This is a genomic window from Chelativorans salis, assembly GCF_025336525.1.
GTDB classification, from domain to species: Bacteria; Pseudomonadota; Alphaproteobacteria; order Rhizobiales; family Rhizobiaceae; genus Chelativorans; species Chelativorans salis.
Genome location: NZ_JAOCZP010000001.1, coordinates 823,974 through 846,207, shown reverse-complemented (window position 1 = coordinate 846,207; position 22,234 = coordinate 823,974). Strand labels below are relative to the sequence as shown.

Genomic DNA, 22,234 nt, shown 5'->3' with positions numbered 1-22,234 from the left:
ACCTAATAGCGGCGCATGGCGAGCCCGCCGTCGATGGCGAGGATCTGCCCCACGCAATAGGGGAGGCCCGCGCGCGCGAGCGTGATGACCGTTTCCGCAACATCGTCCGGTGAGCCGAGCCTTTTGATCGCCGTCAGGTCTTCCTCATCGATACGTTTGCGAAAACGCTCCAGCCGCGGCTTGGTCATGTCGGTCTCTATGACACCGGGGCGGATTTCATAGACACCCACACCGTGGTTTGCGAGGCGCGCGGCAAAGCATTGGGTGACCATCGAGGCCGCCGCCTTGGAGACGCAATATTCTGAACGGTCGACTGATATGGCCGAGGCATTCGACGAGGTGATCGAAATGATGAAGCGACCAGGGCCGCCAAGAGTGGTGTTTTTAACAAAATACCGGCCGATGCACTGCGTCATGAAAAATACCGCCTTAGCGTTCACGTTGGCGCATCGGTCGTAGGATTGAGGCGTAACGTCGAGAATGTCTCCGACGGAAGCGACCGATACGCCGGCATTGTTGACCAACCCGTCGACCCTGCCAAAACGGTCCAGCGCTGCCGATATGACAGCCTCCGGCGCGTCTGGCGCCGATATGTCTATCGGAGCGAGGACGGCACAACGACCAAGGTTCTCGATCTCCGAGGCGGCGCTTTCGAGATCGTCGCTTTTCAGGTCGTTCAACACGAGATCATATCCGGCGGCAGCGAGGCGCATTGCGATAGCTCGGCCGATACCCCGGGCTGCTCCCGTGACGATGGCGACACCACCCTCAGGCATCTTGCTTCCTCAAGCGGGCTCGGGTGAAGCTCCAAATGGGCGTCTGGGAGAGCAGCATCGTGAGAAAGCCGATGGTTAGGATCAGTGAAATCGGATGCGAGACGAAATCCCACAGGAAGGTGCCTATGTCGCCGCGCGCGCCGATCATCGCCCTTCGATAGTTGGCATCCATCATCGGCCCGAGGATCACACCGAGAATCACAGGTCCCACCTGAAAGCCGTAGGTCTTCATGAAATAGCCGACGACGCCGAAGAGAAGCATCCAATATATGTCGACTGGATTGTTCTGGATCGCATAGGTACCGACGGCGGACAGAACGATGATCAGTGGAATGAGGATCGCTTTGGGGCACTCGACGATTCTGGTGAAGACCTTGATGCCCGTCAGCCCGAAGATCAGCAGACAGATGTTGGCGAGTGTCAGGCTGCCAACCGTGAACCAGAACAGGTGCGGTGTCTCGGTTAGAAGCAGCGGTCCGGGCTTCAGACCGTGGATGAACAACGCGCCGATGATGACTGCTGTCACCGCGTCGCCGGGAATGCCGAGCGTCAGCATCGGTATGAAGGCGCCGCCCACCGCCGCATTGTTTGCCGCCTCTGGCGCCACAAGGCCCTCCTTGCAGCCCTCGCCGAAGGGGCGCTCGGGATTCTTGGTGGAGCGCTTGGCGTGATCGTAGGCGAGAAGCGCAGCGATGTCGCCGCCCGTGCCGGGCAGGGCGCCGATGATGGTGCCGATGCCGGAGGCGCGCATCGCCAGCCCGAAATACCGCTTGATGTCGGAAAGGCGCGGAACGATGCGGTCGATCCTCTGCTTGACCGCGGCCAGGTCGAGCGTGTGAAGCTGGACAAGCGCCTCGGCGACGCCGAAGAAGCCGATCATCGCAGCCACGTAAGGAATGCCGCCCATAAGCGTGATGGTGCCAAAGGTGAAGCGTCCCTCGGCTGTCATAGGATCGAGGCCAACCATGCCGATCAGCACACCGAGCGCGCCGGCAAAGGCGCCCTTTGCAAAGCTCTCGCCCGACAGCGTTCCCACCAGAAGAATGCCGATCAGCCCGAGCAGCAGGTAGTCGCGTGAGTTGAATAGAAGCGCGAACTCAGAGATGACCGGTGCGAACAGCGCCAGCGCGAGGATCCCCACGAAGCCGCCGAGGACCGACATCACCGTAGTGAGGCCAATCGCTTCACCCGCCTCACCGCGCTTGGCCAGCGGATAGCCTTCCAGCGCGGTGGCGATGGCGCTTGGAGCGCCGGGGATGTTGAGCAGAATCGCCGTGCGGGAACCGCCATAGACCCCGCCCATGAAGACGCCGGCGATAAGCGCCAGCGCCTCGTTCACCTGCCACTTGAAGGTGAAGGAGATGAGGATCGATGTCGCCATCGTAACCGAAAGGCCCGGTATCGCGCCTATATATATGCCCGCAAGCGTGCCCGCCGCCGTCAGGAACAGGAGCCAGGGATCAAGCCAGACGATCGAGAAATTGCCGAGCGCTTCCAGCATTTCAGATCAAGCCTCCGAGCCACGTGCCTCGGGGCAGGACAACCTGGAAGACGACACGGAAGACGAGATAGATCGCCCCCAACGAGCCGGCAGCCAGCACGGCGGTGACCAGCGGGTTCTTCCGCCACAGATACTGAAAAGCGGCGAGCAGGAAGAGCCCGGAGCTGACGACGAACCCGAGCAGGGGAAGCGCAATCAGATAAAGGAGGATGAGGCCGATCACGATGGCATGCCGCAGCGGCATGATCTCGCGCAGAAAACTTGCCGGGACCGATCCTCTGCTCACATCCGGCGCATTCCGCTGGGCTGTGTCTGCCAGTATGAAAAGGCTTGCGATGACCATCATCCCGGCTGCCAGCATGGGAAAGATGCCGGGTGTAGTCAGGCCGCTGAATCCGGAGATCTCGTAAGCCTGCCAGAAAGCGGCAAGGCCAAAGATGAGGACGAGCAGCGCGAAGACGAGTTCCCCCGGCCTGCGGGCGGGCTTGGACGACATGGCTTCATCTCCCATGCGGTGGCCGTGCTGCCGGACGAGTGCCTCATGCGGGCCGGCAGCTCGGCAGGATTATGGCCGCGGAATTCCAAGTTCCTCGGGGCTGACCTTGGCAGCGCCAGTGTCCTGAAGAGCCCAGGCCGTCACCTGCTGCCATTTGGTGAGGAATTCGTCGGCCTCATCACCGGAAATATCCATGATGATGTTGCCCTTATTTGCCATCAGCGTCTTGAACTCCTCGCTTTCCGCAGCGGTGTGGAAAGCTTCGACGAGCTTCGCCTTCACATCTTCGGGCACGTCCCTCTTGACCCACACGCCGTAGAACGGTCCCCAGGGCAGGAATTTTGCCATCTCAGGAAGCGCGTCCGTGATCGGCGGCACGTCGGCAAGAGTGTCCACTGGCTCTGCATTGACGACTGTCAGCGCACGCATCTTGCCGGCTTTGATCTGTTCGGCCGCTGCTGAAATGCCGGCCGGCATGAAGTCGACCTCGCCGCCGAGCATGGCGGTAAGGCCGGGACCCTCGCCGTCGAAAGGTATGGCAGTTACCTCGAAATCCGTCGAATTCTTGATTAGCGCGCCGATGGTGCTCGGCAGGCCGCCGGGCCCCGTGGAGCCCATCTTCACTGCCCCCGGATTGGCCTTTATATCTTCCAGCAAGTCCTGCATCGACTGATATTTCGAATCCGCAGGAACGACGATAACTGCCACGCCGCGGCCCAGTATGTTGACCGGATAGAAGTGCGCGTAGTCGAGCTGTGACACGCCCATCACGGGGTGAAGCTGCGGGTTTTCCGCCCCATAGAGAAAGGTATAGCCGTCCGAGGGCGCGGCATTCACATAGGCCGTCGAGATCGCCCCGGCACCGCCGGACTTGTTGAGTACGACGATCGGCTTGCCAAGCGCCTCCTCTGCCGCAGGGTTGATGGCACGCGCTACCGTGTCGGTCGCACCGCCCGCACCCCACATGACGACGCCGAGAAGCTCGCGCTCTGGAAAGTCTTGAGCCGCGGAAACTGCGGTCATCATCAACAGGGCGGAGGCCGCCCCGATCAATTTGCGGATCATGTTTTCCTCCCTTGGCGGCAGCGTTTTGCCGCTCATACCGGCACGAAGTTACGAGAAACCTCGCCCCGCCCGTCCTTGCGGGCACTGGCCACGGCTCCTCCCGTGAACGCCCGGAATCATGACCCTGCCCTCACGATAACGCAATTACTAATCATTCATGGATGGATAACATGATGTTATGCCATGGCCTGTTGCGCCGTTGTCTCGTTCATGATCTGACGCAGGTCTCTGATGAGACTCTCGGCAAAGCTGGAGAGCGCCACGTCGCCGCGTCGGGCGATATAAGTCTGGAACTCCGTAGGCTCGGCAATCGGAACGACGGCGATTTCGGAGCGGTTCATATCGGCGACGGTGAACGCATCTATGACCGCCACGCCTAGACCCTGCTTGATCAGAGCCAGCACCGTGGTGCCGAAGCGGGCGCGTATAGTGATCTCATAGTCGAGATTCTCGCGCGCGAAGATGCCTGCCATGATGCCGCCATAGGGGTCGTTGGGGTCTATGCCGATCAACGGACAGCCGGCGATTTCCGCCGCTGCGACCACCGGTCGTGACGCGAAAGGGTGGTCCGGCCCGGCGATGCAGACGAGATGGCCCTTGGCCAGCGGCTCGAAGAGGATGGAGGGGTGGTCGAAGCGATAGCTCATCGCGGCGAACTCGCCGCGGCCCAGCATCAGATAGTCGATCGCGTCCTCGATCTTGAGGATATCGATGTCGATGCGGATGTCGGGGTAGCGGTGCTTCGTGGCGGCGATGGCGCGCGGCACCATTACGTTGGCAATGCTGGGCACCGAGCCGAAGGAGAGTTCAACACCGCGTCCTCGTTCGAGCTGGCCGATCGTGAACTGCAGATCCTCGATCTTTTTGTGCACCTCCTGCAATTGCCCGAAGACGTTGACTGCTTCGGGCGAGGGTACGTAGCGACCACCTTTGCGTATGAAAAGCTTTATGCCGAGCGAAGCTTCCATGTGCTTCATTGTGCGGCTGATGCCGGGCTGCGCCACGTTGAGCAGCCTAGCTGCACCAGCAATCGTGCCGGCAACCATCACCGCTCGAACCACCTCAATCTGCCTGAGCGTCAGCATGTGGATCGCTCCTTGTTCGTCAGCATAGCACGCGACACAGAACCTGAAGCCAACAAGCGGCTCAACATGCTTTTCATGTTTCTAATTATCAGTGCACGATCGTCGCACTTGCTCTCGATGAGATTCTGGCCAGCAGCAAGCCGCCTAGATTCCATAAAAAATCCAGGATGTGCGCGTTTCCTTCTGCTGATACCCCGGCCTCGTAGACCGAGGAGAACGCGCTGGTGCTCGATTACCGTTAGCGCCGGCAATGAACCGCGAGCCGCTATGCCGACCGGGAAGCTTATGACACGAGCTCCCGCCGTTGATCCCGACGGTGTCGAATCGGAACAACGGCTGGGCCGTGAAAGGGAACGTGGCGCGGTGCTGCAATTGCACCGGCTTCGCGATTTTTGGAACGCGCGGTCCCTGGCCGCTCAGTTCCTGGTTGCGGGCGGGCTTGTTTCGGTTGCCGCCATGGTCATCATTGGCGTTCTGGTAACGAACCTGATCCAGGACAGCGTTACCCGCAATTCTGCAGCGACAACGGCGCGTTACGTGGACAGTGTTATTGCTCCACTCTTGCCGGATATGCAGAGGAGCAAGGTGCTTGCTGACCCGGTCAAGCGTGCGCTCGATGAGACACTCGGGCAGGGGGCGCTCGGCAATCGTCTCGCATCGTTCAATCTGTGGAGCCGCGACGGAACGATCCTTTATTCCAAGGACAAAACCCTCATCGGCAAGCGCTTCGAACTCAGCGACGATCTCCAGGCAGCCTTCAAGGGCAGACTGGTCGCGGATTTCCATCGGTCCGCCGACCGCACGGGCGAGGTGGGAGTCGTTGGCGGCAGTCCGCTGTTGGAAATCTACAACCCGGTGCTGCAACCGTGGTCCGGCGATGTCGTCGCGGTTTCCGAATTCCAGGAGATTGCCACCGATTTCGAACGCGACCTGCTACGGGCGCGTGCCTGGAGCTGGCTTGCTGTAGCTACCGTCATATCGGGTTTCTTCCTCACGCTTTCAGCGATTGTCTTTCGAGGCAGCCGTCTGATCGACCGCCAGAGCCAGGCCCTCAGGGAACGCGTTGCCGAGCTGTTGGACCTGGTCGCACAGAACAAGGCATTGCGCTTGCGCGTCCAGCGCGCGTCCCAGCGCACGACTGCACTCAACGAGCGCTACCTGAGACGGATCGGCGCTGACCTGCACGACGGGCCCTCGCAGCTTCTGGCGCTTGCAGCGCTCAAGCTGGACAGCACCGCCCTGACCGACGCGTCCGCGGCAAGCGAGGCGCGCGAGCGCGAGGTGCTTGCCATCAAATCTGCCCTGGAAGAAGCCTTGCGTGAAATCAGAAGCATCTGCCACGGTCTCGTTCTGCCGCACGTCGAAGCAGCCGAGTTGCCGGAGATCCTCCAATTGGCCGTCCGCACGCATGAGCGGCGCACTGGAACGACAGCCGCACTGTCAATGTCGCAGATATCACATTCCCTCTCGCCTTCGGAGAAAATTTGTATCTATCGATTTGTGCAGGAGGCGCTGAATAACAGCTATCGTCACGGCGGGGGTATTGGGCAAGCGGTGATGCAAACAGCGGATGCTGGTCACATCACTGTTGAGGTCTCGGACAATGGCCACGGTTTCGATCCAGCGAACGTGCATTCCGAGGGGCTCGGACTTGCTGGGCTCCACGAGCGGGTGGAGAGCCTGGGCGGCCGGTTTGAAGTGATCTCATCCAAAAGGGGTACGAAGGTTCGGATGTCTCTCGACATTGAGGAAGTGGAGCCGGTGTGATGGCAGGAATCCGGATTGCGGTGATTGATGACCACCCACTGTTCAGGGAGGGAGTGGCACGCAGCCTATCGGAAAACGGCGGCTTCGAAATTGTTGGCGAAGGAGCCACGAAGGAAGACGCGCTGCAAATAACTGAAGCGAAGCGTCCGGATATCGTCTTGCTGGACATATCGATGCCTGGCGGAGGCTTGAACGCAATCGAGCCGATCCTCGCCCGCCACCCCACCCAGAAGATCCTCCTGCTGACCGTTTCAGAAAGGACAGAGGATGTCGCAAAGGCTCTAAACAGTGGTGCGAAGGGCTATGTGCTAAAAGGCGTCGGCTCGCGGGCGCTTGCCGAAATCCTGCGCACAGTTGCTGCAGGCGAAAGCTATGTTTCACCCAGTTTGTCGGCGCGGTTGCTCTCGGACCTCTCCACGCGATCCGGCTTGCCGCCCGTGACCAATCCGCTTGCCGCCCTCACCGAGCGGGAAAGGGAAATCCTGACGCTGGTAGCAGGCGGATTGAGCAATAAGCACGTCGCGCGGCGACTTGATCTTCAGGAAAAGACGGTCAAGCATCACATGACGCGCATTCTCGCCAAGCTTGACGTGAGTAACCGTACCCAAGCCGCCATGGTGCTGCGTGATGCGGTGGAAAACGGCTATCCGCCCGCGTGACATCCGCTCGCGAAAATTCGCGAAGACATCCACGGCGCTCCAGAGAATCAGTTTCGCTATCACCTACCCATGGCGCGGAGCAGCCGTGTGTGATCGGACTCCGTTGCGGGGCGATTGATTATGACGCGGCCCTGTGCATCGGTCATCTCGTAGCGACCGCCCCGTATCTCCTCCCGCATGCCGTTTGAGTACTGCACTTCGACGTTTGCCTCTTCAATCGGCTCCTCGGCTTCAGTCGGCACATCGACAGTTGCCTCATCGGCCGGTTCCTGCTGGTCAGGCTCTACCTGGTCAGGCCCTACCTGGTCAGGTTCGGCTTGGTCAGGCTCGACTTGGTCAACGTTGTTGTTATCCGCAGGCTCCGTGCTGATGTCGTGCTCGACTTCCTCGGCGGGACTTGCTTGGCCGGCCTCGCCCGCATCCGTGGGGACGCTACCGCTTTGCTCATCGGCCTCTCTGGCACCGCTTGGGCTGATGGTTCCTTCGTCCTCGGACTCGTCACTGCTCTGTGACCCACCGCCCGAGCCGGAATCGCTGCCCTCGGATTCGTCCTGAGCGACCGCCATCTGCGGGAGAAGCCCTTTCGAGGGACCGGTATAGGTGAAGCGATAGGGGGCCGCGACGAGTGCAGCCGTGAGGGACACACCGAGGAGTGTGGATGTGAGCTTTCTGGCCAAGAGCATGGCTCTATTCCTCTTCAGCCGCTTGGCTCTCTCTATCCTTTCGATAAGATACGAATACTGCTGGCTGTCGGCAACAATCGTGGAGACCTCGTAACTGGAAGCAGCTCAGATCGGTGCCGTCCCAGCAAAGCGATGGTCAGATGGTCAGCCCGCCGGTTCCGGCAGGCTGACCACAGGCCTTGCTATAGTTGCGACGTCAGCCGTCAGCCACAGCGCGCCAGGGGATGCGATCTGTCGCAGTCGCGCCCGTAAAGGATCAGCTGGTTTCCTTGGGCTCTCGCTCCAACGATCGAGGACACGTTCACATTGTTGGCTTCGAGGGTCGCGCTGAGTGTCCCATTCGATGCAATCGCATTTTGCAGATTGGCGATGTAATCGGCATGGATATTTATAGCGTTCTCGATCGTGATGTTGTTCTCGGTGTTGGTGATCGACCCGATATTCACGACGCTTACCGTCGCCCCTTCGCCAACGTCACTGATCTGCGTGACGAACGTGTTGCTCGACTCTATCGCCGAAACGGCTTGCACAACCTCTTCGGACGAAGCGATCGCGGTTGCGCTCACAGCGTCGGTTCCTTCCGGAGCATCGGCAGTTGCAGCGGCCTCAGTCGTGCCGGCGCCCGAAGCTGCGGCTTCTGCATCTGTCTCAGCTTCTGGAGATGTGGACGCCATCGCTCCTTCGTCTTCCGTTCCGCTCAGGCTTCCCGAAGCCTCAGCTTCGGCATCGGCTTCGGTGGACGTGCTGGCGCTGCCCGACAGATTGCCGGAGCCGTCCAGCGATCCGGAGACGTCAGCCGACCCGCTGGCACTAGTGGAAGCATCCGCCGCACCAGAGACGCTGTTTGTCCCATCATCGACAGAGACGCTACTGGAGGCATCGGATGTGGATGAACCGCTGCTGGATGCTTCAACCGAGCCGCCGGCCCCGTCGGAGGATGCGCTACTAGAGGCGTCGGATGTGGATGAACTGCTGCTGGACGCCTCTGTCGAGCTGCCGCCCCCGTCGTCATCGTCGGCCAGGGCAGGAAAAGCCAGGATGGAGGTTGCCATCAAGGCAGCGGTCGAGAGTGCTAGTACTCGTTTCATCGGTTTCTCCTTTTCCGTAGGCGATTCATCGGTCAATGCTACCGTCTCTCCGGCAGGCCAATCGCCGATGAATCGGCGCCTACAACAGGATCTTTTGGGCGCTGTTCCGGGCATCGGACTTCTACGGCCGACGATTCGGACCTCAGACCATGTCGGCTAAGACGGAAGTTTGTGGCGAGGCTCGACCAAGGCCCGAAGCGGGCCCTAGCGTGCTGCGAGCGGCAGAAGCAGGCACCGTATGACGACGCCTTTGCCCGCCTCGTCGGAACCTAGATTGGCCATAACGGTTCCTAGGTAGTGCCTAGCCGCGAAGTCTATCCCCGGAGAAAGCGGAAGATATGCCAACCGTATACGTTGCCGGCCTGGAACCCTTCAACCTGGCGCTGCTGGAGGCCGTGCCGCAAGCCGACGAAATGCATTTTCGCGAATTGCTCAATCCACACGAGTCAGTCGAGGTCGAGCCAGGCTTCAGCTTCAACGAGACGTTGGAGTTGGCGGAAAGGAGGCTGCGGGATGGCGAGCGAGCCGACGCCATCCTGAATTACTGGGATTTCCCAGGGGCGTGTCTGGCACCAGTGCTTTGCCAGAGGCAGGGCTTGCCTGCACCGAGGCTGGAAACGGTCGCCATGTTGGAGCATAAATACTGGGCGCGCCGGGAGATGAACGCCTGCGTGCCCGATGTCACGCCGAATGTCTGCGCCGTCGATCCCTTCGCCGAAAATCCCAGCGAGAGCATCGACCTGGACTTTCCCTTCTGGCTCAAGCCTGTCGTCTCTCATTCTTCTTATCTCGGGTTCCGTATCGACGATGCCGACGAACTGCAAACTGCGATCGCAGCCATGCGCCAGCACATCGGAACCTTCGGAAATCCCTTCGACGAATTCCTCGACATCGTCGGGCGGCCCGCTGCGGTGGCCGAGGTCGGCGGCTGTTTCTGTATAGCAGAGGAGATCATCTCGGCCGATGCGCAGGTGACGCTGGAAGGTTATGTCTTCAACGGCGACGTTACCGTCTACGGTCACGTCGATTCGCTGCGGGAAGGGCAGTCGCGATCCTCCTTCTCGCGCTATGAATACCCGTCCCGATTGCCGCGCCAGGTTCTCGAGCGGATGGAAAACGTGATTGCGCGGGTCCTGAACCACGTCGGCTACGACAACGCACCCTTCAATGCGGAGTTCTTCTGGGACGAACCGAGCGACCGTATCAGCCTTCTGGAGGTGAATACGCGCATCTCGAAATCCCATTGCCCACTATTCCAGGACGTCGATGGCGCCAGTCACCAAAAGGTCATCCTCGATCTGGCGCTCGGGCGCGAACCAGTCTTTCCCCAGCGCAAGGGCAGATGGCCCAAGGCGGCGAAGTTCATGGTGAGGCTGTTTCAGGACGGAGAGATCATCAGGATCCCTTCCGCGCCGGAAATTCACCACATGCAGTCGCGCTACCCGGAAGCCCTAATCCAGATCCTGGTCAAGGAGGGTCAGCGTTTGTCACATCTGGCCTTTCAGGACAGCTACAGCTTCGAGATCGCTGACATATTTGTCGGTGGACGAAGCGATAAGGAACTGATGGCCAAACATGCGGACATCATGGAACTTCTGCCTTTCGAGATAGGACTGACGGCACCGCAATCCGATGAAGTACGTTGACAAATTTCCTTACTCCGTCGAGATCGATGACCATGTGGAGATACCCATGGCGGACGGCGTGCGTCTGTCGGCGCGCATCTGGCTGCCGACGGAGGCGCGCAGGGTGCCCGTTCCCACCATTCTCGAATACATACCCTATCGCAAGCGTTTCGGCACGGCCCATCGCGACGAAATCACGCACGGCTTTCTGTCCGGCCATGGCTATGCCTGCGTCCGCGTCGACCTGCGCGGAAGCGGCGAATCGGAGGGCGTGCTGGCGGACGAATATCTCCCCCTGGAGCTCGAAGACGGCCTCAGCGTGATTGAGTGGATTGCCCGCCAGCCCTGGTGCAACGGCGCCGTCGGCATGATGGGGATTTCCTGGGGTGGCTTCAACGCGCTTCAGATCGCCGCGCTCGGGCCGCCGGCGCTGAAGGCTGTCGTCAGCGCCTCCTCCACCGACGACCGCTATTCCGACGACGTGCACCACATGGGCGGCTGCCTTCTGGGCGATAATCTTTCCTGGGCCTCGGTTATGTTCGCCTACAACAGTATGCCGCCCGACCCGCTCCTCGTCGGCGACAAGTGGCGGGATATGTGGTTCGAACGCCTGGAGGCCGGCGGTTTCTGGTTGCCGACATGGCTGTCCCACCAGCGCCGCGATGCCTATTGGCGCCACGGCTCGATCCGTGAGGACTACGCGGCCGTGGATTGCCCGGTCCTGCTGGTCAGCGGCTGGGCCGATGGATACACCAATGCCGTTTTCCGCATGCTCGAGAGCCTGCAAACGCCGAGAAAGGGGCTCGTCGGGCCCTGGGCTCACACCTATCCACATTTCGGCAGGCCCGGACCGGCCATCGATTTTCTCACCGAGATCAAGCGCTGGTGGGATCATTGGCTTAAGAGTGAGGCGAACGGCGTCATGGACGAGCCGATGCTGCGAGCATGGATGCAGAACAGCGAGCGACCCACAACGCAATATGAGGCTCGGCCGGGGCGCTGGGTCGGCGAGGACACTTGGCCATCGGCGAGGATCCGCGACCGTTCCTTTGTCCTGCGTCAACGGTCGCTTGCCGACCACGCGGAAGCGACCGACCCCGTTCCCCCGGTAGAAACGCTGCAATCACCCCTTTCCGTGGGATTGTTCGCTGGAAAATGGTGCTCCTATGCTTCTGGGCCTGATTTGGCGCACGATCAGCGCCAGGAGGATGGCGGCGCCCTCATCTTCGAGACCGAGCCCCTGACAGAGACCATCGAAATTCTGGGTCAGGCAGTCATCGACCTGACGGTGAGCGTCGACCGGCCGATTGCCATGATCGCGGCGCGTCTCTCCGATGTCTGGCCCGACGGCTCCGCGACGCGCTTCACCTACGGCTTGTTCAACCTTACGCACCGCGACAGCCGGGAGCATCCTTCGCCGATGCAACCCGGCGAGACGGCTCGGGTGACGGTACGTCTCAACCACATCGCGCAGCAATTGCCAGCAGGACATAAGCTGCGCCTGTCGCTGTCGACCTCATACTGGCCGCTGGCGTGGCCGCCGCCGGAACCGGTGATGATGACCGTGCACTATCGCGATAGCATGCTTCATGTCCCGGTGCGCGAGCCGCGCGCGGAAGACTCCGAACTGAGAGAACTCGGCGAGCCTCAGGGCGCGCGTCCGAGCCGCCGGCGCCTGATCCTGCCCGAGGAGCACGAGTGGCTGGTACGGCGCAATCTGGCGAGTGACGAATCGGTGCTTGAGGTCATCGACGATCGTGGAACCTACCTGCAGGAGGCTGCGGGGCTGGAGGTCGGCGCCAAGGCCGTCGAGCGTTATAGCGCCTGTAGCAACGACTTCGGTTCGGTCGCGGGGGAGACCATGTGGGAGCGTACTCTCGCACGCGGCGACGACTGGCGGATCCGCACGAAGACGCGTACGCGCCTCACTTGTTCGGGCGGTGCGTTCTATGTGGAAGGAGACATAGACGCATATGAGAACGAGCGCAGGGTTTTCTGCCGTACCTGGCAGAAGACCGTGCCGCGGAACTTGGTCTGATACAACGGCCCTCAGCTTGATCGCTTTGTCGTGGACGGTAAGGAACAGCTTCTCGGGCTATCAGCACCATGCGGCGAATTTGTCGCCCGCTCACCCGAAGATCAGGTTGGGCAAGAGGAGCACCGCGCCAGGCACGAAAATCAAAAACAGCGTCACCAGCGCGACCGCTGCGAACAGCGGTACGGACTCGCGTGTATAGGCCCCGATGGGGCATTTCATGATCGAGCACACTGCATACATGGCCGCTCCGACCGGCGGCGTGAAATTGCCGATGGTGGCAGCCAGGATGAAGACGATGCCGAAATGCACGGGATCGCCTCCGAGCTGGCGTATGAGCGGCAGGAAGATCGGCGTCAGCATGATGATGAGCACGGTGGCGTCGATGAAGAAGCCGATGACGAGCACGAAGAGCGCGACTAGGATCATGGCACCTTGCAGATTGCCGGTGACGCCGAGGATCCAGCCCGAGACCACCTCGGGCACGCGATCGAGCACAATGCCATAGCTGAAGATCGCCGATAGGGCGATCAGGAACATCACCGAGCCGACGTCACCTAAGCTGCCTTCCATCGCCTCCAGGAAGCCTCGAACCTTCATCTTGCGGTAGATCAGCACGCCGATGAAGATGGCATAGACCACCGCGAAGGCACCAATCTCGGAGGGGGTGAAGACACCCATGCGCAGGCCGAGCAGCAGGAAGACGGGAAACAGTATAGCCCAGATGCCGCCGGTAAAGGCGCGGATCGCCTCCCGTCCGGTCGGCCATTGCTCTCTCTCGGGCATATAGCCGCGCCGCTTGGCGGTCAGCCAGACGGCGACGGAGAGGCTAAGCCACAAGAGGAAGGCCGGCACGAAACCTGCGGCGAAGAGGCGGCCGATCGAGACCTGGCCGATCGTGCCGTAGAGGATCATGCCGATACCGGGCGGGATGATCGGCGTTAGCACGGCGCCGTAGGAGAGCACGGACGCCGCGAAGCCAAGCGGGAAACCCCGCTTCACCATCTCGTCACCGAGGATCCGCGACTGCATGGCCGCGTCTGCTATGGCCGAACCGGAGACGCCACCCATCAGTGCCGAAAGGGCGATCGAGACCTGTGCCAAGCCACCGGTGAGCCTGCCTGTCAGCACGGAAGCGAGCTCCAGCAGGCGTTCGGTGATGCCCGAACGGTTCATCAAATTGCCGGCCATGATGAAGAGAGGCACAGCAAGCAGGGCGAAGTTCTGCGTCTGCGAGACCGTCACCTGGACGGGAATCGTAAACGGCAGCTCCGGGTGCTGGATGAAGAACAGTGTGCCCGAAATGGCGATGGCGAAGGCAACGGGCATGCCCATCAGAAGAAGCACGATAAAGGCGATAGCAACGATCAGCATGAGCCTTTACCGCGCAACCGTGGAAGAGGAGCGGAAGAGGCCGTCTTCCTTGAGCGCGGCGTGTACCTTGATGAGCGTAGTGAGAAGCAGAAGCAGCCCACCCACCACGATGCTGGCAGTCACCCATGAATAGCTGACGCTCGGAATGCCCTGGAAGGCGCGTGCCCGGCTGGTCCAGGAAAGCCACGTGCCAGCATAAATAACGTAGACGAGGAAGCCCGCGATGATCAGGTAGTTCGCGTAGGTGAGCGCTCGCGCCGCCCTTGCCGGCAGTCGCGCCGTCAGGACGTCGATCGACATAAGGGCGTTGTTGCGCCAGGCAACATCGGCGCACAGGAAGGCGCCCCAGGCGAAGGAGGCAGTGGAAAGATCGATGGTCCAGTTGAGCGGGTGGCCCAGCATGCGCGCCACCCCACCCGTGAAGATCAGGACCACCATGAGAAGCAGAAAGGTCCCGGCAAGGACCGCCTCGAGTCTTTTCAGGAGAGCATAGATCGTGCCCATCAGCGTTCCTCGCCGGAGCCGTTCCCTTTCGCGCTACTTCCCGATTTCCTCCTGCACCTTGTTCTTCGCCTCGACGAGACCGAGCTCCTCATAGGCTTTCTCGCCGGCCTCGCGGAAGGCTTCCAGGTCCACGTCCTCGACAACGGTCATGCCCTGCTCCATCACCTCCGCCTTGGCTTCAGCGACGGCCTCTTCGATGGTAGCGGAGGTCTCCTGGCCAGCGGTGCGGCACTCCTCCACCAGTGCGGTCTGGTAATCCTCCGGCAGGCCGTTGAACCATTGGGAACTGACCACTTGGAAATTGACGAGCAGGATGTGCTTGGTCTCGCTGCCGTGGCTCAGGACCTCGTAGAGATTGGCGGCGGTGATGTTGGGGTAGACCAGCTCCGCCCCGTCGACCGCCTGCTGCTGCAGGCCCGGATAGATGTCGGTGAAATTGAGTGCCACGGGCTCCGCACCCAACGCGCGGATCGATTCCTGCCAGATGGGTGCGGGCGGCGTGCGGATGCGCTGGCCGGCCAGATCCTCCGGCGTGCGGATCGGCTTGTTGGTGAAGAAGTTGCGGAAACCCTGGACCCAGTCGAAGCACACCACCTTCAGCCCGTGCTCGTCCGCCAGCTCCTGTTGCCATTCCTGCATGGTGGGAGAATCAGCCAGTTGATAGGCCTCTTCCAGCGACTCCACGAAATAGGGACCGTTCACCACCGCGATACCGGGCACATAGTTGCCAAGGCGGGCGGCGTCCGTGTTCTGGCCGATATTGGCACCCTGGCGGATCTGCTCGATAATGTCCTCCTCCACGCCGAGTTGGGCACTGTGGAAGACTTCGATGGTGAGCCCGCCATCGGTGCGCTGCTCCACGCGCTCGGCCCAGTCGAGGAAGCCTTGGTGGAAGGGCTCGTTGGGCCCTAGCACGTGGTTGAAGCGCAATGTGTAGGTCTCCTGCGCTTGCACTGCGCCGTGGAGGCCCGCGGCAAGGGCTACTGCGGCGCTGGCGACTGAAAGCCGTTTCATCAGTTTGCTCATGTCTTCTCCTCCTTACGCGGGTACGTCACTCCCTCCACCGGCAAATGTTTCCGATGCCGGATGCATAGCCCGTCGGCGTATCCCGGCGCCGGTGGCTCATGCATCGGCCCCTCGCGGCATCTCAATTCCGAACCGATCGGCAAGACGCCGAAAGGCTTCGAGCGTGGCGGGGTCGAGAGGGATGCCCTCGACCGCCCGCCGGTCCGCCTCTGCCCATTCGCGATCACCGGGAGCTAGGACTGTGCCGCCGGCGCGCGCCGTCGAGCCGCGCAGTGCAGCCAGATAGCGCGTCATACCGTCGGCAAATGCCTTCTCGTCCACGAAGGCGCCGGGCTTCAGCGCCAGGACGAAGGCGCCTAGGCCGCGCGGCGTGGAAAAATCTGATCCGAACATCGGCGCGATCTCGAAGGAGAGCCGCGTGCCGGTAAGAACCGCACTGAATATCTCGACAAGGCCCGCGAGCCCTGCGCCCTTGAAGCCGAATTTGCCACCCAGCGGGGCGAGCATTTCGGCTTCGGCGGGGTTATCCGTGTCCCCGCCGTCGGTGCGTGATGCTGTGCCAGGAGGCAGCTTCTGGCCAAGGCTCTTGTAAAGCTGGATGCGGTTGAAAGGGATGGCGCTGGTCGCCATGTCGAGCAGCCAAGGACGCTCACCGGGTACGGGCACCGCGCAGGCGATGGGGTTGGTGCCATGAAAGCGTTGCGCACCCTCATGCAGCCTTACGAAACTGTCGGAATTGCACATAGCGATTCCAATCACGCCGGCCTCCGCCGCGGCATGGGCATAAGCGCCGGCCGGACCGAAATGAGAGCTGTCGCGGATGGCGACGGCCCCCAGTCCCGCACTCTGCGCCAGCTTCACAGCCTCCTCCATCGCAGTATAGGCGGCGAGCGCACCATGGGCGTCGTCGGCGTCCAGCGTGGCTGCGGCATCGCCTTTCTGGGTCAGGTTGAGCTTCGGCTTAGGGTTCACTCGCCCATGGGTAAGCGCCTTCACGTAGTGTTCGAGCAAGCGCACGCCGTGGCTGTCTATACCGAGGCGGGAGCCGTGCATCATGGCGCAGGTGGCGGCATCCGCCGTCGGCGTGTCGGCACCGGCGGCCGCGAACACATCGCGGCAGAAACGTTCCAGCGCATCTGCCGTCACGCGGGATTGCGTGCCATCCGTCTTTGTTCCCGTGTGCGCCATCACAGCGTCTGTCCTCCGTCGACGACCATGACGGCGCCCGTCGTGAAGGCGGACTCGTCACCGGCGAGATAAAGCGCCGCTGCCGCCATCTCCTCCACCGTGCCGAGCCGGCCCATGGGCTGCCGCTCGGTAAAGGTGCGGCGGGTCGCCTCGGGATCGTCCGTTGCAGCGATCCGGGCCTCCAGCGAGGGCGAGTGTGTCGTTCCCGGACACAGCGCATTGACGCGCACGCCGGTGCGGATCACGTCACGCGCCACTGCCTTGGTGAGCCCGATCACCGCCGCCTTGCTGGCGCCATAGGCGGCGCGGTTCGGCACCCCGGTGATCGACGAGGCGACGGAGGCGACGTTGATGATCGAGCCCGAGCCGCGCTCGATCATGCCCGGGAGGGCGGCACGGATGGTGTGAAAGCAGGAGGTTACGTTCTGGTCGAAGCTTCTCGACCAGTCCTCCTCGGAACAGTCGAGCAGCGTGCCGTTGTGCACCCAGCCGGCGCAGTTGACGAGGATATCGATGCGTCCCGCATCCGCAATGGCACGGGCGACCGCCGGACCATCCGTAACATCAAGGCCCACCGGCGTGATCAAAGACGAACGCTCGGGCAAGTCCTGCATCTTCTCGGCCGTCCGGCTGGCCGCAACCACCTCCGCATCTTCTTCGGCGAAAGCGAGCGCGATGGCATGCCCGATGCCCTGACCCGCACCGGTCACGAATGCGTGTTTGCCGGCAAGCCGACCCACCATCGCTTGCTGTCTCCTCCCTAGAGGATGATTTTGCACTGTCGCGCAAAACGTCTAATGTGTACACTATACGAAACATGGGCGCTGGACAAGTCGTTTCCGCCGAGGCAGGCAATGTGGCCGTGAGGGAAAAGGCAAGAAGGAGAGCAGATGAGCATATCGCCCGCCCGAAGCCGCCGAGGTGAGAGCGAACAGCCGCGGGCCGGTCGGGAGGGGGCCGGTCCTGCTCCCCGGCTCTATCAGCGCGCCTTCGACATTCTGGCCGCCCAGATCGAGGACGGCGTACTGGCGCCTGGAGCGCGGCTCATCGAAACGGCGGTTGCCGATCAGTTCGGCATCAGCCGCGCGCCCGCCCGGCGCGCGCTGGCCGAGCTTGAGAGAAGCGGTCTTCTCGTCAAGACGACGGGCCGCGGCTATGCGGTGCGCGCGCCTGCGAAGGGGGCCGGCTCAAGCGGTGTCGCAACTCCGAGGGAGGACATCCGCCTCACCTCACGCTCGAGCTGGGAGCGCATCTATGCGGAGGTGGAGGACGAGATCATCGGCCGCATCTCGTTTGCAAGCTGGCGCGTCAACGAGGCGGAGCTGGCGCGGTGCTACCATGTCAGCCGCACCGTGGCGCGCGACGTGGTGGGCCGCTTGCAGCAGCGCGGCGTCATCCGCAAGGACGAACGCTCGCGCTGGTATGCGCCCGCGCTCACGCCGGAGCATGTGGGCGAGCTCTACGAACTCAGAAGCATTCTGGAGCCCGTCGCGCTTACTAAGGCCGCACCAAGTCTACCGCGCGACTTCCTGCTCGACATGAGAAAGCACCTGGAGGAAGCCATCGCCCACGCCGACGCCATCGAGGGACCGACCCTCGACCGGCTGGAGGAGGAAATGCACGTCGCTTTGCTTCAATATTGCGGCAACCGCACCCTGATGCAGGCGATCACGCTCCCCCAATCGCTCCTGATCGCACACCGCTTCCTCTATCGCTGGACGCCACGCCTCTTCAACACCGAACCCTTCCTGCCGGAACATTTGGAAGTCCTGCGGCATCTGGAGAGCGGTGATGTGGATAAGGCCGCCAGCGCGCTGGAGCATCACTTGAAGGTATCAGCCGGACGGGCGCTGGCGCGTGTGGATGTCATCAGGCGCGAGTTCCAAGCCGAAAGCCTGCCCTATCTGGAGCGGTTGCAAGAGAAGTGATGCTTTTGGTTCCTCTGTGTCGGGAGGCCAACGAGATGATCTTGAGAAGGATGCGATGAACCGTCTGCTGATTACCCTTGGCATTGTGCTTCTTGTCGCCGGTCTTCTCTGGCCATGGTTACAGAAACTGGGCCTCGGGCGCTTGCCCGGCGACATTATCATCGAGCGGGACGGTTTTCGGCTTTATATCCCGCTCATGACATCGCTCCTCATCAGCGTGCTTCTCAGCCTTATCTTCTGGTTGCTCAATCGGTAGACCGGCCATCGCCTGCATGTCAGCCTTTCATGGTGCGTCTCGCTGGTTCGAACACCTGAGCCACCCATAGTCATATTGCGGGGGCGCTATTCGGTGGATCTGAAGCCTCGCTCGAATTCCTCGCGCAGTTCGGCTTTGCGCCCGAGATAGCGGGGAGACAGATGCATTTGATGGGCTTCGCGGACGTTGGCCACCCGCGCGATCTCGCCCGCCTGCCGGGCGGTCAGATGTTTCTTGCTTGCAGCAAGCTGCCGGTCCTCTTCCAGGAAACCGCCCTCGATAAACAGCTGATCCGCACCCTGCGCGAGGCGGTGAAGACGGGTGATGTTTTCGGCATGATGAGCAAGGTCCGTAGCGTAGACGATCCGCTGGCCTCTTGCATGTCTGAGGGCGCCGGCATCCAGCAGTTCGCGTAGCGAGATGCTTCTGCCGCTGGCGGGCATGAATTCGGTCTCCGCTTCGGCGTCGGCCCTTGCAGCGTGCTTTGCCTCGCTGAGCCATGGGCCGACGGGGAGTCCAAGCTCGTCAAGTCGCGCCTTATGGACATTGATCCGCACCTTCTCCTGGAATGCAAAGGCCAGGCTCGGAATGCCATGGTCGAGCGTCGCTGCCTCGATGCAAAACTCCGCCTCGTCGAGGGGCAGGTTTGCGCGCTCGGGGGCCTGCGGTTGCCGGACGAACGCATCGCGTGCCCGGTAGATGCTCGAGGCAACAAATCCGTCATCCGTCCAGTCGGAAGCGACGATCGAGAAATCGCGTGCTTGTTCGTCGAGAAGGTTCCATGTGTAGCCCCGCAGCTTGGCCCCTACCGCGTCCCCGATGCCCGGAGGGCCGATGATGTTCAGCCGCTTGTCCCGATAGAGACAGAGCCGAAGGAGGTGGTCGAAGCCGATAAAGTGGTCTACATGCATATGCGACACGAAGATGTGCGTCGTTCGCAGGATCTCTCGTGGCGCGAGCGCCGACAGGTTGCCGAGGTCGAACAGGATCGCCCGAGCGCCGAACTTGAAGTCGAGCAGCAGGCCCGGATCGGAGTAAGGCTCATTCACGAGCCGTGGCTGGATCAGAAGCGTCATCGAACAAGGCGAAGCCAGAACATCTCAGGTTGGGAAACCGCCAGCCGCTGGTGCGGTTCCCCGCCCACAGCTGGAGCTTGGTCTGGGACGAGCGCTTCGGCATTTCAGGTCGGAGAGAGAGCTATCCCAAGCCGACCCGCTTGGCCCCTCTCCGGAAGAGGGCTTCGGCATCTGGTGAGAACCTGAAGGTGGACAGGAAATCTTCAATGCCATAGGTCGGAAGCGTCTCATGGATGGCCTGTGCGTAGGCCTGCCCCTCTTCCACCCGTCCGGCCAATGCGAGGCAGTGTGCGGCGATCGCCCGGATGATAACATGGGCGTTCGGGCGTGCTGCCGCTCTCAAGGCCCACTCGGCCGCCTGTTCGAATTCGCCCAGACGTACATGGGCCATAGCGCGCGCGCCGAGCATACCGAACAGCAATGGATCGAACGGACTCAGGCTGCGCGAGTGGTCGGATGCTCCAATGGCCGCGCGCGCATCGCCCGACTGTGACTGGACAAAGGAGAGCGCGTAGTGCCCGAGCGCGAAATTCGGGCTGAGATCGACGGCCTGCTCCAACTCGCCGAGCGACTCGTCTTGCCGGCCACATAGCCAAAGTGCCCGCCCCATCGCCCAATGCGCAGCCGGGTCGTGTTCATCGACAATCAGGCTACGGCCGGCGGCTTCGAAGGCAAGGTCGGTCTCGCGCTGACGATCCGCCCAGTGCTGAAATGCATTTTGCCAATGGGTGAAGGAGACGCCGGCATGGGCGCGGGCAAAGGTCGGATCCAGCCGCACGGCTGTTTCAAAGAAGTGCGCAGCCTGCTCATTGTCCGTTTTGGTGAAGCGGTACATATGCCAGAGGCCGCGGTGATAAGCCTCCCACGCATTTAGCGAACTGGGCGGCTTCAGGATGGCGCGGTTCCTTTCGGCCACTTCGATCTCGTTGGCGATCGAGGAAACAATCCTGTTGCCGACCTCGTCGAGGATGAGGAAAGCATCATCCGCCTTATAGTCGAAGGTCTCCGCCCAGACGATCCTGACCGTACGCGCCTCGACCAGCTCGACGGTGACGATCAGCCGGCCCGACTGCCGCCGCACGGTTCCGCTGGCGAAGTAGTCGACATTGAGCATCCGGGCGGCTTCCTCCGGACCGATATTCCGTTCCGCCAGGGCAAAGACGGAGCCTCGTGCGATCACGAACAGGCTTCTGAGCTTGGCCAGGCGCGTGATGATGTCCTGGGTGAGGCCTTCGGCCGGTCCGCCGCGAACGTCATCCTCTTTCGCCTGGTCAATGAAGGGCATCACGGCGAGCGAGGCGCGCGGAGACGCACCGATCACCAGCGTGGATACGGGGCCCGCAGGGGCAGCTTCGATGGAGCATGAAGCACCCACTCGCCGGTCGCGAAGGGTTCGCCATGCCTCCCGGATCGGTCCGAAATCCAGTTCTTCCGCCTCGTAGAGCTTTGCCGTGGCGGTAAGGTGCTCCTCGCAATCGCCGAGCTTGCCGCGTTCGGACAGCGCGCGCAGCAGCGTTAGATGAGCGCGCGCGTCAAACGGGGCAAGCTCGATCCACGTGTCCAGGAGTGGGAAGATCTCCTCGCTGCCGACCGGGAGACGTTCGATCAGGTGTTCAAGCACCGCCATATGGCAGGCCCTGAAGCGGCGCCTTTGCGTGGCGAGCCAGGTGTCGAATTGTGGGCTCCGGTCGATCTCCAGCCCCTCCATGAAGTCGCCGGAAAAAAGATCGGAAAGAGTGCGCAGCCCTTCTTCATCAAGCTTCTCTATGCCCAGGCTGGCTGCGGCCGCGATCTCGATGACGTCCACGAAGCAATCGCGGAGATCGAGGGAGACCATGTCGTTCGACGTCAAGACCCGGTGCCGCTCAGGCTCGTCGAGGACGTGTCGCAGCTTACTTAGACACCAGCGCAGCTCACCCCGCGGGTCGTTCGGGACGTCCCAGAAAAGCTCACAGAGTCGGGTACGGCTGACCTTGCGCGAGGCAAGCGCCAGGTAGGCAAGGAGCGCGCGCACCTTCCGCGATGCCGGAAGGTCCAACGCGGCGTCGGCCCGGTCGACCCTCAGCGGGCCGAGCATCCGGATTCGAAGGCCGCCCGCGCCC

The 22,234-nt window shown here is 61.9% G+C and carries 20 protein-coding genes; 6 read left to right on the top strand and 14 right to left on the bottom strand.

What is annotated here, in order from left to right:
* Nucleotides 1-2: 2 nt before the first annotated feature.
* The 5 genes from N5A92_RS04010 to N5A92_RS03990 all read right to left on the bottom strand — a co-directional run bounded on the left by N5A92_RS04010 (nt 3) and on the right by N5A92_RS03990 (nt 4,923).
* On the bottom strand, nt 3-776 hold the full coding sequence (locus N5A92_RS04010) for a 3-ketoacyl-ACP reductase (RefSeq protein WP_260900563.1): 774 nt from the start codon (nt 774-776) through the stop codon (nt 3-5).
* Complete coding sequence (locus N5A92_RS04005; RefSeq protein WP_260900561.1) at nt 769-2,277, bottom strand: tripartite tricarboxylate transporter permease; 1,509 nt, start codon at nt 2,275-2,277, stop codon at nt 769-771. The genes N5A92_RS04010 and N5A92_RS04005 overlap by 8 nt, the downstream gene beginning before the upstream one ends.
* A gap of 1 nt (nt 2,278) precedes the next feature.
* Nucleotides 2,279-2,773 carry a tripartite tricarboxylate transporter TctB family protein gene (locus N5A92_RS04000; RefSeq protein WP_260900560.1) on the bottom strand — a complete coding sequence of 165 codons (495 nt, stop codon included), beginning with the start codon at nt 2,771-2,773 and terminating at the stop codon, nt 2,279-2,281.
* A 69-nt stretch (nt 2,774-2,842) separates the two neighbouring features.
* The gene (locus N5A92_RS03995) at nt 2,843-3,838 is read right to left on the bottom strand and encodes a tripartite tricarboxylate transporter substrate binding protein (protein ID WP_260900559.1); all 996 of its coding nucleotides are present in this window, start codon (nt 3,836-3,838) and stop codon (nt 2,843-2,845) included.
* A gap of 176 nt (nt 3,839-4,014) precedes the next feature.
* The gene (locus N5A92_RS03990; protein ID WP_260900558.1) at nt 4,015-4,923 is read right to left on the bottom strand and encodes a LysR family transcriptional regulator; all 909 of its coding nucleotides are present in this window, start codon (nt 4,921-4,923) and stop codon (nt 4,015-4,017) included.
* 366 nt (nt 4,924-5,289) lie between these two features.
* On the opposite strand from N5A92_RS03990, the gene N5A92_RS03985 reads away from it, so the two are divergent.
* Nucleotides 5,290-6,690, top strand: coding sequence for a sensor histidine kinase (locus N5A92_RS03985; RefSeq protein ID WP_425248538.1), 1,401 nt, complete (start codon nt 5,290-5,292; stop codon nt 6,688-6,690).
* A complete protein-coding gene (locus tag N5A92_RS03980) occupies nt 6,687-7,349 on the top strand; it encodes a response regulator (RefSeq protein WP_260900556.1) in 663 nt (220 codons plus the stop codon). Before N5A92_RS03985 ends, N5A92_RS03980 begins: the two co-directional genes overlap by 4 nt.
* 59 nt (nt 7,350-7,408) lie before the next feature.
* On the opposite strand, the gene N5A92_RS03975 is transcribed toward N5A92_RS03980, so the two are convergent.
* Together N5A92_RS03975 and N5A92_RS03970 are read right to left on the bottom strand one after the other, a co-directional pair.
* Nucleotides 7,409-8,032 (bottom strand): hypothetical protein, encoded by a 624-nt coding sequence (locus N5A92_RS03975; RefSeq protein WP_260900555.1) that lies wholly within the window; start codon nt 8,030-8,032, stop codon nt 7,409-7,411.
* 203 nt (nt 8,033-8,235) lie between these two features.
* Nucleotides 8,236-9,120, bottom strand: a complete 885-nt coding sequence (locus N5A92_RS03970; protein WP_260900554.1) for a hypothetical protein — start codon at nt 9,118-9,120, stop codon at nt 8,236-8,238.
* A 338-nt stretch (nt 9,121-9,458) separates the two neighbouring features.
* Here N5A92_RS03970 and N5A92_RS03965 point away from each other — a divergent pair, with 338 nt between their 5' ends.
* Nucleotides 9,459-10,766 carry an ATP-grasp domain-containing protein gene (locus N5A92_RS03965; protein ID WP_260900553.1) on the top strand — a complete coding sequence of 436 codons (1,308 nt, stop codon included), beginning with the start codon at nt 9,459-9,461 and terminating at the stop codon, nt 10,764-10,766.
* Nucleotides 10,753-12,783, top strand: a complete 2,031-nt coding sequence (locus tag N5A92_RS03960; protein ID WP_260900552.1) for a CocE/NonD family hydrolase — start codon at nt 10,753-10,755, stop codon at nt 12,781-12,783. The genes N5A92_RS03965 and N5A92_RS03960 overlap by 14 nt, the downstream gene beginning before the upstream one ends.
* A 90-nt stretch (nt 12,784-12,873) precedes the next feature.
* Here the strand turns inward: N5A92_RS03960 and N5A92_RS03955 are convergent, their stop codons facing one another.
* The 5 genes from N5A92_RS03955 to N5A92_RS03935 all read right to left on the bottom strand — a co-directional run bounded on the left by N5A92_RS03955 (nt 12,874) and on the right by N5A92_RS03935 (nt 17,615).
* On the bottom strand, nt 12,874-14,154 hold the full coding sequence (locus N5A92_RS03955) for a TRAP transporter large permease (protein ID WP_260900551.1): 1,281 nt from the start codon (nt 14,152-14,154) through the stop codon (nt 12,874-12,876).
* Between the two features lie 6 nt (nt 14,155-14,160).
* The gene (locus N5A92_RS03950; protein ID WP_260900549.1) at nt 14,161-14,658 is read right to left on the bottom strand and encodes a TRAP transporter small permease; all 498 of its coding nucleotides are present in this window, start codon (nt 14,656-14,658) and stop codon (nt 14,161-14,163) included.
* Nucleotides 14,659-14,691: 33 nt separating this feature from the next.
* Nucleotides 14,692-15,684, bottom strand: coding sequence for a C4-dicarboxylate TRAP transporter substrate-binding protein (locus N5A92_RS03945; RefSeq protein WP_260900548.1), 993 nt, complete (start codon nt 15,682-15,684; stop codon nt 14,692-14,694).
* Between the two features lie 96 nt (nt 15,685-15,780).
* Nucleotides 15,781-16,872, bottom strand: coding sequence for an Ldh family oxidoreductase (locus N5A92_RS03940; protein WP_260900547.1), 1,092 nt, complete (start codon nt 16,870-16,872; stop codon nt 15,781-15,783).
* The gene (locus tag N5A92_RS03935; RefSeq protein ID WP_260900546.1) at nt 16,872-17,615 is read right to left on the bottom strand and encodes an SDR family oxidoreductase; all 744 of its coding nucleotides are present in this window, start codon (nt 17,613-17,615) and stop codon (nt 16,872-16,874) included. The genes N5A92_RS03940 and N5A92_RS03935 overlap by 1 nt, the downstream gene beginning before the upstream one ends.
* Nucleotides 17,616-17,762: 147 nt before the next feature.
* On the opposite strand from N5A92_RS03935, the gene N5A92_RS03930 reads away from it, so the two are divergent.
* Nucleotides 17,763-18,800 (top strand): GntR family transcriptional regulator, encoded by a 1,038-nt coding sequence (locus N5A92_RS03930; RefSeq protein WP_260900545.1) that lies wholly within the window; start codon nt 17,763-17,765, stop codon nt 18,798-18,800.
* 55 nt (nt 18,801-18,855) lie between these two features.
* Nucleotides 18,856-19,056, top strand: a complete 201-nt coding sequence (locus N5A92_RS03925; protein ID WP_260900543.1) for a DUF2905 domain-containing protein — start codon at nt 18,856-18,858, stop codon at nt 19,054-19,056.
* Between the two features lie 86 nt (nt 19,057-19,142).
* Here N5A92_RS03925 and N5A92_RS03920 read toward each other — a convergent pair whose 3' ends face one another.
* Entirely contained in the window at nt 19,143-20,132 is a 990-nt protein-coding gene (locus tag N5A92_RS03920; RefSeq protein WP_260900542.1) for a ribonuclease Z, read from the bottom strand.
* 121 nt (nt 20,133-20,253) lie between these two features.
* A complete protein-coding gene (locus tag N5A92_RS03915) occupies nt 20,254-22,209 on the bottom strand; it encodes a BTAD domain-containing putative transcriptional regulator (protein ID WP_260900995.1) in 1,956 nt (651 codons plus the stop codon).
* Nucleotides 22,210-22,234: the final 25 nt, after the last annotated feature.